This is a genomic window from Burkholderia sp. SJZ089 (genome assembly GCF_007828315.1).
GTDB classification, from domain to species: Bacteria; Pseudomonadota; Gammaproteobacteria; order Burkholderiales; family Burkholderiaceae; genus Burkholderia; species Burkholderia gladioli.
On the sequence record NZ_VIUM01000014.1, the window covers coordinates 1 to 14,221 of the forward strand.

The following is a 14,221-nucleotide window of genomic DNA, read 5'->3' on the forward strand; positions in this document are numbered from 1 at the left end:
GAGCGGCCACATAGCGCCCTCAAATACAAAACGCCCGATGCGGTGCATCGGGCGTTCTAGCGTCTAACACTGTCAACCTATTTCAGGACTTGACACCAGCTTGTAATCAGTTACCAGCGCACAGGAACTGCACCACGTCGGTTCCCGTGCCACTCAAAGCGAACGAGGTCCCGGACGTCTGTGAGACACGCACAGCGTTCGCTGCCGTCGTGTCGGTCGCCGTGCATGTATAGCTGGTCGACGAGGTGTAGACCGCTGCGCCCGAGAGCGTGATCGTGGCCGCGCCCGAGGCAAGCGTCGCCGTCCCCTTCATCATGTGCGGCGCGTTGGTGGCCGCGCCGGCCGTCGAGTACAAAGGCATCGCGCCGGTGCCGGTCGCGGCCAGGTTCCCGTAAATGGCAGCCGAGCCGCCGACCTGCAGCTTGTTCGTACCGTCGTCCGTGCCGCCGACGAGCAGGCGGCCGCCGTATTTCGTGAGGTTGATGTTGAACTTCGTCCCCGCCGACGCCGAGTTGTACGCCTCGACTGCGAGCTCGGATGCAGTGTCGGAATAGAAGCTCGCCGTGGCCGAGTTGCTAAGCTTCATCTGCACCGCGCCGCCGCCCTTCGGGCTGAGCGTGACGGGAATCGTAGCGTCCGAGCCGATGGCGGCCAGCGCCGGCGACGAGCCGGCTGCCGCACTCATCGGGCTCAGCGAATTGCCGCTGTTCACCGACTGGTAGAAGCTGCTGGCGCCCGTGAGATTGAATGGCGTCGAGTAGTTCGACGCACTGTCGAGCTGCGCGCCGAAGATCTGGTTTCCGGCAGCGCCGTTGATCTCGGCGACGCACGATGTTGCGTTCGTCACCCCGTATGTCTGGCAGCCGAGCCCCATGGCGGTATTGTTCGACGAGCCATCCAGCACGAGGCCGCGCTGAAGGCTGTTGATCGATTCGATCCACGTCGATGCGATACGCGTGTATGCGGAGTTCTTGATGTACAAGACGTCGCCGAGCGCGTTGTCGATCGTGTTGCCAAAGAACCCGAAGTCGTTGTTGTTCCCTGCCAGGCGCACGACGTTGATCGACGCGTTGTAGGGATGCGAGTTCTGGATCATCGTGGTCTGCGCGCCGGGGTTGGCGTAGATGCAGTAGTTCACGACGAACCCGCCGTTCATGATGAAGCCGTCGATCGTCGAGTCGGATGCGAACGCCCCCAACTCGATCCCGGCCTTCCCTGCAGTCGTCGAGTAGATACGGATGTTCTTCAGACGCACGTCGTGCATGTAGACCGACGCCGTCGGGTTACCGTCGATCTTGATCGACGAATACCCGACCGGGACGTTGTTGAACGCCAGGTTCAGCAGGTCGAGAGTCTGCGCGAACGTGGTATCGAGCGTGTTCGCGGTGCCGGCCGTGCCGTCAAACTTCAGGTCGCGAATCGTCGAGTGCGAATCGAACGTGAAGGCCCCCGCGATCGCCGGATAGCTGATCGAGCCACCCGTCTGGATCAGGACGCTGTTGGGGCCATCGCCGTAGAGCGTGAAGCCCTGGATCTGGGGCAGCGTGAGCCCGCTCTCGCGATACTGGCCCGCAGGGATATAGACGGTCTTCGCTCCCGAGTTCAACGCCGCCTGGATGCACGCCGTGCTATCGGCCACACCGGTCTTATCGCAGCCAGGGAAATCGAGAATGCTCACGACGTCGCTCAGCTTGCTCGCGACAGAGCGGCCGCCAGCGCCTGACAGCGACGCCTGGAACTGCAGATTGCTGGTCGCGCCGAGCGCCGTGGTCGCGCCGGTGCCCCCCGAAGCGAACGCCAGGGGCGTCGAGAACGTCACCGGCCCGCTGCTCGCGAGGCTCGCGAAGCTCCCCGAGTTGAACGTCGCCGCGGTGCCCTGCAGCGGCCCGGTCAACGTTCCGCCGGCCACCGGCAACGCGTTCGCGGCGACGGCGGCGAACGCGGAGTTCAGCAGTTGTGCCGTCACCAATTGGCCGGGAACCCACTGCGCGAAAGCGGCATTCGAAATGCAGGCCGCAGCGAGCAGCAGTGCGCCAGCAATCCTCTTGATATCGATTTTCATGTTCGCCTGCGATCAGTTGCTCGAGGAGGAGGACGGTTCCGGCGCCGTCGTGGTCAATTGCGAGTCGACGACATACCAACTCCGCCCATCGTTGGCATGCCAGTCGGCGTCGTCCGTGATCGGCAGCATCTGGTCGGCCGGAAATGCCTTGGTCGGGTCTTCGGTGTAGCCGTAGGCGACGGTATCGATCCAGCCCAACACTGCCTTCACCTGCTTGTCGAAATATGCATAGCGCGCCATGTGTCGCTCCTCAGTATTCGATGATGATCAACCCAGGCATGCCGGCAGCGCCGACGGTGCCCGATGTCGTCCCCGACGCGGTAGTCGGGCCATAACATCCACCCGCACCCGAGCCGCCGACACCGTAGCCGTAGGACGGAGATGGCGGGATCAGATTAGCGACGCCGCCGATAGCGCCGCGGCCCGGCGCGCCACTCGCACCAAATGGGCCACCACCGCCTCGACCTCCTGTGGCACCAGGCCCGTACTGCGACGTGTCTTGGCCATACTCGCCGTTCGGAAAACCGTTGCCGCCAGGCTGCCCGGGCCATGCCTGGGTGGGTGCGCCGCTGCTACCCACCTGGCCACCGGCCCCTGCAGTGAGCGTCAGGCTTCCGATGACGGTGTTGCTGCCGTTTCCACCGGGGCCGCCGACAGCGCCCGCCACACCTCCGGCACCCGGAACGCACGACAGTACCTGCCCTGGCGTCACCGACATGTGGTAGCGCAACACGAATTGCCCAGCCGCGCCGCCGCCGCCGCCAGCGACGATGTTGTTGGCCGGAATGTTCGGCGCGCCTGCGCTACCTCCAGCCCCAGCACACCCGGAAACCCAGATATCTGTCACGCCGGCGGGTACCGTCCAACCGGTGATCGATACGATGACCACTTTCCTGCCGCCGGCGAAGCCCTGCACGAACGCAGTTGACGCAGCGTTGTTGCTGTTGTCTCCAGCTGGAGGCGTCTCAACCTCAAACAGCTTGGTCGGGTCGCCGGCCGAGGCGGCAAACAGATGCTGCACCGCCGCCAGGACCTGACCGTATGAGGTCTTGGACGGCACGATTCCCGCCTCCGTGAGGAACGACATCAGTTCCTCTTGAACGAGGTTCAGCCAATCAGCTGAAACGATCGTGGCCGCCTGCCCCGTCGCCGGATTGCCGCCAGTGAAAAACCCCGGCGTACCGGCGGCCGACGGCGCAGGCAGCGCCGTTACCGCTGTCGTTTGGTCAATGCGAAACATCTTTTCTCCAGTTACGCGAGCGTCGTTATGTCGAGACGGAAATCGATATCGAGGAAACCAGGGTTCGCAACGATGACGAGCGTGTGAGCCGGCTTGAGCGTATTCATCTCGCACAGCAAGACCGCGTTGCCCCACGAAGCAAGCGGTTCCCCGGCAGCTGAGGCGCCGGCCCGGAAGTAATTGATCGTTGTCTGCGGCGCATTGATGCGCCAGGTATGCGCCCAGCCTTCGTCACCGCAAGAGTCACCTGCCGCCTGCTGGCCCGCTCGGAACGGTGTGAACTCGCTCACGCTGACGGTGAATCCGAGGTTCTTCGCGTAGGCGGTGAAGAAGGCGATCGACTGGCCGCCGGTGTTGGTGAAGCGCGCCACCACTTGCGCCTGACGCACGGCAAGCGACGGCGACTCGCCAGCGCACGGATCCGGCAACCCCAGCGATGCCTCCCACTCCGGCAGCAGCTCGACTGTCGTCGAGGGAAATGCATCGACGAGCAAATAGTTGTTGTCCGCCACATGGCGCGCCCAGACTGGCGACAGGGCAGCTATCACCTGCTGCATCACCGCGTCAGGGGAGCGCGGCCACGCCAAGCCGCGAGGAAATAGCGCGCTCAGCGCCGACGCGAAGTCGGACGGCGAATAGTTCGGTGCGGCCATTTATGCGAGCCAGGTGATGTTGCCGAGCACCGGCAATTGGCCGGTCGTGCCCTGGATGTTCTGCAGCGGCGAGGTGATGACGAAGCCCTGCGTGCCGGTAATCGCCCCGATCGCCGAGTTGATGTAGGACATATCGACCGCGCCGTTTAGGTTGCCTGGGCCGACCGGCGATCCGTACAGCACGAAGACCCCCTCGATCGCCGCCTCAATCGCTGCCTTCTGCGCAGCAGTGAAGTTGGCTGAGCCCGTGATCGTGAAGTCGATCGGCGTCCGGATTGGCGAGCAGACGAACACCAGGGCCGTGACGGGCCGCAGCGGATAGATCCAATTCGCGACCGTCAGTTGATCTCCGGTCGCCACCGTGCCGCGCTTCTCGTCGGTGGCCACCCCATCCGACCCGACCGGAAATCCTTCGTTGTCGTCCTCCGCCTCGTCGAGCATCACGTAGACAACGACGGTTCCGGGTCCGAACCCGACAGGATTGCACCAGGCCCGCGTCACGCCGCCGACCTCCCGCGCCCACTTGACGTAGTCGGACGGCGATCCACCCTGCGCGGGATCCTGGTAGGCGAGCAGCATGCGCGAGCGCAAGCTATCGTCCGATTCGATATCGGCACCACCGGTAAATGCAACGGATACCGTTCCGGTCGACGTGACACCTGCGATGGAAATGCCCAACGTCATCGCCGTACCGACCGGACAGTTCCCGAACGCGCCTGTCAGCCCGCTCGGGTCGGCATTCGCGACGGCGTCGACCGTTACGACACCGTTGGCGACCGTGCCCTCGCTCGTTGTCGTGTAGCCGACGCCATCACTACGGCTGATCGAGGTCCCGGCCGGGATAGGATCTGCGGTAGCCACCGCAGCGAACTGAATCTGCCCTGGCGTCACCGAACCAGCCTGCGTGGCCGCTTCCCGGTAGACCGCCTTGAGCGCCGCCCACGCCTCGAGGAACTCGTCGGTCGCGGTGAACGGATTCGACTGCTTGGCGATGTAATCGGTATATCCGTATTGCAGCTGCGCCAGGCCGGCCAGCGCGCGGCCGATGATGCCGAAGCTGGAAAAGCGCAGCAGCGGGTCAGTACCCGGCAGGCCGCTTTGGATATCGGCGGCCACCTGGGCTTTCAGCTCAGAAAGTGTCGGTCGAAGATACGGCATCAGTTGATTCCTTCCCAGGCCCAGGTGTATTGCCCGTCGAGTAGCACGGTGCCGTTCTTGATCACCACGATCCACGCGCCGAGAACGCCGCGGCGCACCCACTGCGTCGTGATCTCGATCCGGCCTGCCACGCCGTCATCGATCAACCACTGCAGCGCCTCGGCGAGATAGTCGTAAGCCCTTTGCGCCGTCTGCGTCGTCTGCTTGGCGCGCTTCAGCAGCCACATCCGCGAGCCGATCGGCACCTCGTCGTCGGCCCACCATCCGCGTCGATCCGTCGAGCCGTCGGGGATGACGTCGTCGGCGCTCGCCTCGCGGTCGGTGAAGATGCTGATCAGCACGGCGCTCGCGAGGTCATTGCCCGTGGCGAGGTCAGCACCTGCCAGCACCCAGTCGGCGTGCGCGGTCGCGGAATCCCATGTGAAAGTCAGGTCAGGCATGTGTCCGGACGAAAAAAAGCCCGCCGGAGCGGGCATCTATGATTGCGGCGCACGGCTGCGCTACATCTGCTGGTTCGGGACGTTCGAGGTAACTGTCGACTCGCCACCCTGCACTTCCTGGACATTGTGCGTGTGCATGTCGTACAGCTCGCGCATGCCCTTCATCGTCTCGTTGTTGGTCTCGGTGTTGTCCTGCATGTCCCCGGTCGCCCCCACCAGCGGAGTCGTGAAGTTCACACCACCAGGCGCGACCACATCGAGCTTCCCGCCGATATTCATCGTGCAGTCGCCGGAGCAGTTCAGCGTGATATTCGCAGCGTCGTTCACGACGACGTCCTGCCCCTTCGCCTCGACGACAATGACGCCGTCTTTCAGGTAGATGCACTTGCCATCCTGGCTGTACAGGATCGATTCGCCTGGCGCGAGGCCACGCGGCCGCGATTCCTGGTGGTTCGTGCCTACCACGGCGCCGGCAGACCTGTCACCAGCAACGTGCAGCGCCAGTGCGTCCGATCCGACTGGCGGATTCGACGAGAACCCGAACTCGGGGACGCGGAAGCGCCCGGCCGGCACCTCGAGGCCATTCATGCGCAGCTGCACGATTTGCACGGGGCCGCTGTCGTCCACCAGCGTGACGCGACCGCGCCCGAACAGGTTGCGGATTCGATCCAAAATGCCCGTCATTGCGAAACCTGCGTGATATCTGGCCCGACAGGATTGAGGATGATCGGCTCTTGATAAAACGCCTGCTGCGGCATGATCGTCAGTTCGGCCGAAGTACCCTGCGCCCCCTTTTTGTACGTCACCTCGGAGATCAGCCACCGCCGCGGCGTCAGCTTCAGCGACGGTAGGTCGATGTCGACGAGCACGTTCGGCTCGTACAGCATGCCGGCCGAATCTCGCCACGAATCAGTCACAAGCCGGACCTGAAACGATCGGCCGAGGCGGTAAGCCTTCTCCCACTGCGCGCGCTGCAAGGCGACATCGACGCCGCCGGTCACATTCTCGGAGATGATCGCGCGATAGCGGAACCGCGGCACCGTAGTATCGTAGGTGTGCGCGATGATGTTGCCGCCGTCGCCGATGTCGCGCAGCGTGTCTAGCCCCTGATACGCCGCGTCGTATTGAGAGAACCGGCCATCCATCGCGAGCAGCAGAGACGCCGATGCGACGTTGATCCCTTCGGTGAACCCGCTCGATGCCACGCGCGTGCCGATCGCCACCGGCCCGGATTGGTTGGCGTTTCCGCCTGCGGCGAGTTCCAGGTTGCCGGCCGGCGTGTCGTACAGCAGCAGCGCGCGGTATCGGCAGAGCAGCTCGAGCACGGAATATGACGTCTCTCCGACCAGCACGTTCACCTGCTCGATCGGCTTCCCGACGTCAGTGCCAGCTGCGACGCTCACTCCTATTCCGTAGGGCGCACACAGCGCCTCTGCGATCTTGTCGACGGTCATGTTCAACAGCTGATTGCCGTTGATGTATGCGGCGCAGTCGACGAGATCCTGACATTTGCTACGGCCGGCGATGCGCACCGTATGCTGGTTGCCGCTATACGACGGCATGTAGCGATCTACGAACCCGGTCAGGACCAGATCATCACCGAGTTTTACCTGAACCCAATCTCCGGGCTGCGCAAGGATATCGCCAACGGCCGGATACGGTTCGGTGTAGCTGACTTCGAAGCCAGACGGGCACCGCTCGATGCCCCTCGACACAATCACGTCGGTCCAACCGGTAATTGTCCGACTATTCGACTTCCAGAACGTCTCTGGCACCATATGGCGCCAGTGGGTTCGGCGTGCAGCTGGCAACATTCAACGTGACGTCGTCGTTCATTTCGCGAGGGCCTGAAACGCGATCGGACAAAATGCCGGATGGATCGGGTCGATTTGCTGGAGCAGTTGCGGCTCTCGCGTCACGTCGTCATAGATACGCTTGGCCAGCACGAGCGACGGCAGCGTCGCATTGAACGAGAACGACGCATTCGTCGCGAGGTTCGCCCCGCGAGCAGTCAGGTCGGCGTACACCGCGCGCCGCAGCGCGCGCAATGCGATGAACGTGTCATCGTCGCCCGAGTCGCCGGCCACGTCGATCTCGCTGTCGTACAGCGCCAGCGCGCTCGACAGCATGGCCGCCGCGTCAGGTTGCGACGACGGCTGATATGTCGTGAGCGTCACGGCGAGCTGCGCCAGCGCGTACCGCCTAAGGAGCGCAGCCGTCGCGACCTGCACCGCCCCCATCGAGGCGCCGATCTGGCCGGGCACGACTACGTCGTCCGGGGTGTACTGCACCAGGCCGGTGACGAGCCGCACCGCATCGGCCGGGTCGTTCGCCGAGGCGGCCACTGCAGCCACGAACGCATCGACAGCGGCACCGAGCGTCGCGGTGTCCGAGGGGTTCGCTGCGGCGGCCTGCAACGTCGCGCCGGCCGCTACGACAGCCGCACGGCCGGCGGCCGACGTGGCGAGCAGGTCCGCTGGCGTCGTGCTCGTCGGCGCCTTCGTGTTGCTCGACGAGAAGCCGGAATTTCCGCCGCCGAACAGCCGCCCGAAGTTGCCAGACAGCGTCGATACGGCGCCGATCACGCGCTTCACGTCGTTCACCGCGGTCACACCTAGCTGATACCAGCCCACCACCGTCGAGACGGCCTTCTGCACCACGGCCGCGCCGTTGCGGATGTCCGTCGCGATGTCGGTCGCATAGTCGAGCAGCGATTTCGATTTAGCGTTCGCCGCCTGATCCGCGCTATCGTCGGCCGTCGAGACGGTGGCCGTAGGGAACTTCCGTGGACCGGCCTTGATCAGCGTGAGCCGGATCTCGAACACTGGACCGAGGTCCGCGCGTTCGATCGCCTCGACACCGAGGCACGCCACGCTATCGATCGTGCCGAAGGTTGGATGCACGAGGGTGGCATTGCCAGGGCCTTCGCAGACCGCAAACAGATTGTCACGCTGCTCGATGACCGATCCGGCGCCAGTCTTCAAATCACCTTCGAGCAGGAACCCGATCACCTCGAATGCGCGCGGCTTCTTGCCAAGGTCTTCGGGCCAGACATCGTCGCGAAACGGGTAGGTATGGACGGCCTTGTTCTGGCCTGCCGAATTCCGAATCTCGAACACGCCGAACGGCACGCCGCCGAAGCTGGCGGTCTTCAGCGTGGAGAACCAGTCCCCGGTCAGCAGCGACGCGATGCTGTCGGCAGCCGAGGCCAGACCTCCGATACTGCCGACCACGCTAAGCGCGTTGGTTGTCGTCGATGCCACTGAACCCTCTTCCTTTAGATACCGTCGAGCCGGTACTCCACCCGGGTCGGCAGATAGCTACCGTCATCCGCTTTCGCTTCTGCACGCGCGCCTTGCGGCACGCCCTTCATATCGACGGATATTTTTACCGTCTGGTTTTGCGTGGCAGGATTGCCAGCAGCACCGGGCACGCCGGCGGGCGCCCCGGCCATTCCAGCACCCACCGCGCCGGCTATCTGCGCATCGGTATAGGGCTGCATGCCGTTCTCGGCGCGGATTCCGCCCTTGATCAGCTTCGCGACGACCGACGAGTCGCTGAGGTCGGGAACGTCATTCGCTCCAAGGCCGGTCGCGTTCGATAGCAGGCTCACGTAGTTCGCCATCTGCTGAGGCGTGTTGCCCGTCCGCGCGCCGCCGGTCCACTTGTCCATAATGCCGGTCAGCGTCAGACCTCGGTAGTTACGCTGGAGATTCCGAACAGCGGCCGTGATGCCTTCCTCGGGCGAGGCATATGTGCGCTCATTTCCGTCATGCAGGATGTTGAGCGGATTGTTGCTGCGGATGCCCAGGGGCAGGCGCTTGTTGGCGTTGTCGGACGGGTTTTCGCCAGCGGCAAGCCAGGTCGCAATTTCCTCGTTCGACTTCCCCTGCATCCGCGCCGCCATGGCGCGAGCGAAGTCGCCGGCAGTCAGATGCATCGACGCCATCAACCAGTCTCCGTTGCGGACGTCGTTCACGCCCTCATTCTGGTTGACGTCTGGCAGCCCGACGATCTTGGCGACCTTCAGCGCGGCCCAAGCCGCGACGCCGGCAGCGCCCAACGTCCCGAGCGCCGTGACGGCAGCCGGAATCGTCGCCGTGGTGAGCGTCGCGAGATTCGTGATCAGACTGACGACCGCGGCGATCGGAGTCACCAGGTTGATGCCAGCGATCGCGATCAGCACCGTTTTCAGACCGCCGATGTTGTCCCAGACCTCTTTCGCCTTCTTCGACACGTCGTTCCAGTCGATTTTCGACAGCCACGTAACGAACTTCTGGACCGCCTCGGCAAGCTTGTCCGCGATGTCCGATCGGTTCTTGTCAAGCCACGCCGCGAAGGCGTTGACTACGGGATCGAGGATCGGGACCAGGCGCGCGCCGATGCTGTTCCCGAGCCCGGATACGGAGTCCTCGAGGTCGTTGATGTCTTCCTTGAAGCGGGTCGCGCGCGTCAGCTCCTCGGCGGTCGGAACAAGTCCCTTCAACACGGCGCGCGACCGGTCTGCGCCATAGGTACCTTGCTGCAGCATCGGTAGCAGGCCGCCCATGCCGACAGCATCTGCGGCAGCCCGCTGCGTCACAGCGCTGCGTTGGCCCGCGATGGCACGCATGAGGCGCATCTGCGTGCTGTAATAATCGACCGAGCCGTCCTTGTTGCGCTGGATCTGCACGCCCATCTTCTGCATCAGCACCAGAGCAGCCGGATTTGCGCCGTTTGCTGCTGCCCGGATAGCATCCTGCGAGGACGTGATTGCGGAATCGAACTCGCCCGCCGACACGCCGGCGCGCTTCGCAGCAACGTGCCAGGCAGCGAGGTCCTGGGCATTCATGCCGATCAACTTCGACGTCTTGTTCAGCGAGAAACCGAAGGCGCCGAATCGCGACGTCAGCCCGACGATGCCGGCCACAGTCCCGGCCGCGCCGATCGCGGTCAGGCCTGGCACCAGCTCCACCACCTTGTCGACGAGAGAGTGGGCCGCGCGTGCTGCAGAGTCAAGGCCCTTGGTCAGTTTCTCGAAGCTGCGCAGGCCAACCGAACCGACGTTAGCGAACCGCTTCTGCGCCTTTTCGACCGGCGCCGTCACCTTGCCGAGCGCATCCTGGATCTTCTTGATCGTCGCGGTCGCCGCGTCGTCAGCGCGGATGCGGATTACGAACTCTTCGGCCATCGCCTCATTCCTTCTTCAGCATCAGTCCAGCGTGGTACTCGTACTTGCGAATTTCGCTCCACGTCAGCCGCTTCGTCTCGCTAGGCTGCCAGCGCCACCAGCGCTCAACCACTTTGACCCGATGCTCCCAATCTACTGGGAGCCCGCCGCGTTTCCCTCGGGGTCGTCCTCTTCCTGAGGAGAGAGGAAGAACATCAGGTATTCCTGTGCCCGGTAGTATTCGCGCGCCTTGATCTTGCCGAGGCCCATTTCCGGCACCTTCGACTGCTCGCTGATCAGCGCGCGGACGGCCTTGATTGGCCCCTTCGACGTTGCCACCTTGAGGAACGTCTCGATCTGGTCGAGCGTAGGCTCGCAGAGCGACAGCTCGGTGATGACCTCTTCCTCGCCGTTGCTCTTGACCTTGATCGGGTCTTCGAGCTCGATGCTGATCACCGGCGGCTGCACCTTGCGCGGCTTGTTCTCGTTGCCTTCCATCGTCCGCCTCACGAAACGGTTTGCTCGACGACTTCCGGACCCTCGAACGTCACGTCGAACGTGCCGTCTTCGGTTTCGACATCCAGGTCGCCCACTTGGCCCATGTTGCGGCCGGTCACGATCTTGCCGCTCGCGAGCTCGAGCACGATCGTCTCGTTCGCCATCGCATTGAAGTCGGCGACGGTCAAGCCGCCGGAATCGCGAAGCGACATCTTGATGCGGCCGACCTTCGGCATCGCCTTGAAGCCGTGGAAACCATCCTGCCCGACGAGCGAGCTGCGCTCGACCTTCGTCGGCGTGTAAGAGGCCTTTCCCTCGAGCTGGTACGTCTGACCGTTGATTTTCGCGTTCGCGATCCCGGCCAGCAGTTGGCTACCCGACATATTTCTCTCCTAAAAATGAAAAGGCCGCCCCTCGGGGTGGCCATCTCTGCACTGCGAGCAGCGTTACTGCAGTCGGAACTGCACCAGCGTCCGGAACGTCCGCATCTGGTTGACCGGCGTGCCCGGCCAGAGAATGTCGACGGTGTTCGGGTTGACCGTGTTCTTCTGCACCACGAGCGCGGCGGCGAACGCGGCCGTGCCCTGCACGAACCCAGCATCGGCGCGCTCGTTGTAGAGCGCGATGATGTCGGCCTTGATCGTGCTCGGCGTGACGAGGTTCGAGCCGGCAGCCGGACGCGAACCGTCGTCGGCCAGCTTGCTGCGCGCGTACTTCGACGAGAGCATCGCTTGCATCGTCCGGATCTCCAGCATGAGCTGGTACATCGTCTCGACTTCCAGGTAGCTGTCGTCCGCGACGCCCTGCGCGTTCTTCTGGTAGGTCGTGACGATGTTCTCGGTCATCACGGTGCCGTCGTCGGCCACCGTGAATGTCGACATGCCGTCGAACAGCAGCGTATTGCGCAGGGACGGTTGCCAACGCTTCGGCACTGGCGGCGGCAGAATGCCGTTCAGGGGCAGCGACTGCAGCGGGACACCGGGATCGGCTCGCACGCTCACAGCCGCCTGGCCAGCCAGCGCCGCCGCCCAGAGCCAGCTCGGCGACGGGCTGCTGTCAGCAGGGAGCAACGTCTCGTGCTGATTGTTTCGCGTCAGGCCGAGCGTCGTCGACGCGCCGAACGTTCCCGAGAAACCGCCGAACGAATGGCCGTAGAGCTGCTCCTGGTAGCTCCAGCGGCCAGTCTGGTCGTTCAGCAGCGCCTTCACCGCGTCCAGCGACGTGACGTCGTTGTAAGGGTTCGCGATGAAGTCGAACGATGTCATGCCGAGGTTCGCCAAGGCCGTCGTCAGCGACGGATTCGTCGCGCCGCCCGTCATCACCGCGATCGTGTATGCCAGGCCGGCCGGGAGCACCTCGCCGGCGACCGTGCCGCGGTAGTTGAACTGGAGCGCGATCTCATTGCCGCACGCACCCTTGTTCACGGCAGTGACGGTAACGACACCAGCGGCGGCCGAAGCGGTAACCGGGATGCCGGCCACGGCATTGATGGCCGCCGCCACCTCGGTGGCGAGGGTCGCGACCGTATCGCCGGCCGAAACGGGAACCGTCACGAGCTGGTCTCCGACATAGAGCGACAGCGTGCCGTTCACCGATGGCGATGCCGTGAACGTGATCAAGCCGGTGGCCGCGGTGGCGCCAGCGGCGTCGGAGACCGGCAGCATCCACACCTCGCCGAACGAATCGTTCAGGCGGTATTTGGCGACCATGTTCGCCAGCATGGAGTTCGGGCCGCCGGCCGCCTGCGCGTCGCCGATGCTGCCACAGATGATGGGCACATTCGGCGTCGCGGTGCCGGCCGCGGTGATCTGGCCGATGACGAGCGCGCGTTGCGTGCTCGCACCAGTGTTCGCCTGCGAGTTGTCGAGCTCGAAGACGGCGCCCGGCAGCCGATAGTTCTGCGGGATGACCTTGAACGGGATGGTGCTCATGCCTTGTCGTCTCCGGTTACGGCGCGGGCCTGCGCCGGCGCGGCCGCTGCGGGCTGCTCCACGCGCACGACGTCGCCGTCGTTGAGGATCCGGTTCCAAACCGGGCTGTCGTCGGGCACCTCGATGCCATCGGCGGCCAGCAGCTTCTTCGTGAAGGGGTCGCGCACTTGCAGCCCCGGGGCAGGTTTCACGCGCATGCGGCGCTCCTACGAAATGGATTGTTCAAACGGGATGGAGAACGTCGGCGCGACCGTACCCTCTGGCATGGTCACCGTGACACCGATTCCCTCGAGCGGCGGCGGATCGGACTGCCGGAAGTCGCTCGCGTCCTGCACGAACTCGAGTCCGATCTCGATCTCGACGCCGCCAACGTGCTCGGCGCCCTCGCCCGGCCCGGGTTTTCCCCGGACCTTGAAGAACGCGAACTGCTGGATCTGGCTCATCAGCGGGCCGTAGTTGATGACCGCGCGCTTGACCTGGTCGCGCAGCGTTTCGAGCTGGCCGACGAGATCCAGCGCGCCGCCGTCGTCGGCACGCGCCAAGGCGCTCGCGCGCGCCTCGACGATCAGGCTGCAGGACACCGTAAACGCCGGCGCGCCGTTGCGACCGAACGATTCACCGTCCTCGTCGAGCGGCATCGAGACGAACAGCACCGGGTACTCGTCGTCCCACGTCGAGAGGTCACGCGCGCCGTACACGCGCGCGCCGGCTGCCGTCTGCCCAGCCAGCCCCTGCAGGGCCGCCGCGAGCAAATCGGATTTTGTCGTCACTGCGTCACCTTGAGGATCAGGTTCAACCAGCCCATGCCGTCGCTGTGGACGTCGACCACCATGAAGCGGTCGCCGGTCTTCAGGCGGGTCAGCGTGTCGTTCTTGACTGGCTTGGCGGGAAAGTCGGCGAGGCGCACACCGATCGCTGGCGCGGTGGTGGTGTAGCCGACCGTTTCGTCTTCCTTGTAGAAAGGCGTTCGGAACGAGTCGACCACCACGCCGGAGACTGCGAACGGCGCACCGCCAGCGGCCGGCTGGTACGACACCGACTCGCCGAACACGCCGTTGATCGCGACGTTCAGCTGGTCGAAGTCGAACAT

16 protein-coding genes are annotated in these 14,221 nt (G+C 64.3%); all 16 read right to left on the minus strand.

What is annotated here, in order from left to right:
- Nucleotides 1-106 precede the first annotated feature (106 nt).
- The 16 genes from FB600_RS24190 to FB600_RS24265 all read right to left on the minus strand — a co-directional run bounded on the left by FB600_RS24190 (nucleotide 107) and on the right by FB600_RS24265 (nucleotide 14,221).
- Nucleotides 107-2,062 (minus strand): glycoside hydrolase family 55 protein, encoded by a 1,956-nt coding sequence (locus FB600_RS24190; protein WP_261383450.1) that lies wholly within the window; start codon nucleotides 2,060-2,062, stop codon nucleotides 107-109.
- Nucleotides 2,063-2,074: 12 nt separating this feature from the next.
- Nucleotides 2,075-2,302: a hypothetical protein gene (locus FB600_RS24195; protein ID WP_145757453.1), complete on the minus strand. Its 228-nt coding sequence runs from the start codon at nucleotides 2,300-2,302 to the stop codon at nucleotides 2,075-2,077.
- A 10-nt stretch (nucleotides 2,303-2,312) separates the two neighbouring features.
- Nucleotides 2,313-3,302: a phage tail protein gene (locus FB600_RS24200; RefSeq protein ID WP_261383451.1), complete on the minus strand. Its 990-nt coding sequence runs from the start codon at nucleotides 3,300-3,302 to the stop codon at nucleotides 2,313-2,315.
- 11 nt (nucleotides 3,303-3,313) lie between these two features.
- The gene (locus FB600_RS24205) at nucleotides 3,314-3,955 is read right to left on the minus strand and encodes a YmfQ family protein (RefSeq protein WP_145757454.1); all 642 of its coding nucleotides are present in this window, start codon (nucleotides 3,953-3,955) and stop codon (nucleotides 3,314-3,316) included.
- On the minus strand, nucleotides 3,956-5,113 hold the full coding sequence (locus FB600_RS24210; RefSeq protein ID WP_145757455.1) for a baseplate J/gp47 family protein: 1,158 nt from the start codon (nucleotides 5,111-5,113) through the stop codon (nucleotides 3,956-3,958).
- Entirely contained in the window at nucleotides 5,113-5,553 is a 441-nt protein-coding gene (locus FB600_RS24215; RefSeq protein ID WP_145757456.1) for a phage GP46 family protein, read from the minus strand. The genes FB600_RS24210 and FB600_RS24215 overlap by 1 nt, the downstream gene beginning before the upstream one ends.
- A 60-nt stretch (nucleotides 5,554-5,613) precedes the next feature.
- Nucleotides 5,614-6,237 (minus strand): phage baseplate assembly protein V, encoded by a 624-nt coding sequence (locus tag FB600_RS24220; protein WP_145757457.1) that lies wholly within the window; start codon nucleotides 6,235-6,237, stop codon nucleotides 5,614-5,616.
- The gene (locus tag FB600_RS24225; protein WP_145757458.1) at nucleotides 6,234-7,367 is read right to left on the minus strand and encodes a phage baseplate assembly protein; all 1,134 of its coding nucleotides are present in this window, start codon (nucleotides 7,365-7,367) and stop codon (nucleotides 6,234-6,236) included. Before FB600_RS24225 ends, FB600_RS24220 begins: the two co-directional genes overlap by 4 nt.
- Nucleotides 7,368-7,385: 18 nt before the next feature.
- Nucleotides 7,386-8,816 (minus strand): DNA circularization protein, encoded by a 1,431-nt coding sequence (locus FB600_RS24230; protein WP_145757459.1) that lies wholly within the window; start codon nucleotides 8,814-8,816, stop codon nucleotides 7,386-7,388.
- Nucleotides 8,817-8,830: 14 nt separating this feature from the next.
- Complete coding sequence (locus FB600_RS24235) at nucleotides 8,831-10,723, minus strand: hypothetical protein (RefSeq protein ID WP_145757460.1); 1,893 nt, start codon at nucleotides 10,721-10,723, stop codon at nucleotides 8,831-8,833.
- A gap of 132 nt (nucleotides 10,724-10,855) precedes the next feature.
- Nucleotides 10,856-11,200, minus strand: coding sequence for a phage tail assembly protein (locus FB600_RS24240; protein ID WP_145757461.1), 345 nt, complete (start codon nucleotides 11,198-11,200; stop codon nucleotides 10,856-10,858).
- 8 nt (nucleotides 11,201-11,208) lie between these two features.
- Nucleotides 11,209-11,583, minus strand: a complete 375-nt coding sequence (locus FB600_RS24245) for a phage tail tube protein (protein ID WP_017918044.1) — start codon at nucleotides 11,581-11,583, stop codon at nucleotides 11,209-11,211.
- A 63-nt stretch (nucleotides 11,584-11,646) separates the two neighbouring features.
- A complete protein-coding gene (locus FB600_RS24250) occupies nucleotides 11,647-13,131 on the minus strand; it encodes a phage tail sheath subtilisin-like domain-containing protein (RefSeq protein WP_145757462.1) in 1,485 nt (494 codons plus the stop codon).
- Complete coding sequence (locus tag FB600_RS24255; RefSeq protein ID WP_017918046.1) at nucleotides 13,128-13,328, minus strand: DUF2635 domain-containing protein; 201 nt, start codon at nucleotides 13,326-13,328, stop codon at nucleotides 13,128-13,130. Before FB600_RS24255 ends, FB600_RS24250 begins: the two co-directional genes overlap by 4 nt.
- 9 nt (nucleotides 13,329-13,337) lie before the next feature.
- Entirely contained in the window at nucleotides 13,338-13,901 is a 564-nt protein-coding gene (locus FB600_RS24260; protein ID WP_145757463.1) for an ATP-binding protein, read from the minus strand.
- Nucleotides 13,898-14,221: a hypothetical protein gene (locus FB600_RS24265; protein ID WP_145757464.1), complete on the minus strand. Its 324-nt coding sequence runs from the start codon at nucleotides 14,219-14,221 to the stop codon at nucleotides 13,898-13,900. The genes FB600_RS24260 and FB600_RS24265 overlap by 4 nt, the downstream gene beginning before the upstream one ends.

Coding starts and splice junctions, on each gene's coding strand:
- FB600_RS24190 (WP_261383450.1), bottom strand. CDS start 2,062: ATGAAAATCGATATCAAGAGGATTGCTGGCGCACTGCTGCTCGCTGCG.
- FB600_RS24195 (WP_145757453.1), bottom strand. CDS start 2,302: ATGGCGCGCTATGCATATTTCGACAAGCAGGTGAAGGCAGTGTTGGGC.
- FB600_RS24200 (WP_261383451.1), bottom strand. CDS start 3,302: ATGTTTCGCATTGACCAAACGACAGCGGTAACGGCGCTGCCTGCGCCG.
- FB600_RS24205 (WP_145757454.1), bottom strand. CDS start 3,955: ATGGCCGCACCGAACTATTCGCCGTCCGACTTCGCGTCGGCGCTGAGC.
- FB600_RS24210 (WP_145757455.1), bottom strand. CDS start 5,113: ATGCCGTATCTTCGACCGACACTTTCTGAGCTGAAAGCCCAGGTGGCC.
- FB600_RS24215 (WP_145757456.1), bottom strand. CDS start 5,553: ATGCCTGACCTGACTTTCACATGGGATTCCGCGACCGCGCACGCCGAC.
- FB600_RS24220 (WP_145757457.1), bottom strand. CDS start 6,237: ATGACGGGCATTTTGGATCGAATCCGCAACCTGTTCGGGCGCGGTCGC.
- FB600_RS24225 (WP_145757458.1), bottom strand. CDS start 7,367: ATGTTGCCAGCTGCACGCCGAACCCACTGGCGCCATATGGTGCCAGAG.
- FB600_RS24235 (WP_145757460.1), bottom strand. CDS start 10,723: ATGGCCGAAGAGTTCGTAATCCGCATCCGCGCTGACGACGCGGCGACC.
- FB600_RS24240 (WP_145757461.1), bottom strand. CDS start 11,200: ATGGAAGGCAACGAGAACAAGCCGCGCAAGGTGCAGCCGCCGGTGATC.
- FB600_RS24245 (WP_017918044.1), bottom strand. CDS start 11,583: ATGTCGGGTAGCCAACTGCTGGCCGGGATCGCGAACGCGAAAATCAAC.
- FB600_RS24250 (WP_145757462.1), bottom strand. CDS start 13,131: ATGAGCACCATCCCGTTCAAGGTCATCCCGCAGAACTATCGGCTGCCG.
- FB600_RS24255 (WP_017918046.1), bottom strand. CDS start 13,328: ATGCGCGTGAAACCTGCCCCGGGGCTGCAAGTGCGCGACCCCTTCACG.
- FB600_RS24265 (WP_145757464.1), bottom strand. CDS start 14,221: ATGTTCGACTTCGACCAGCTGAACGTCGCGATCAACGGCGTGTTCGGC.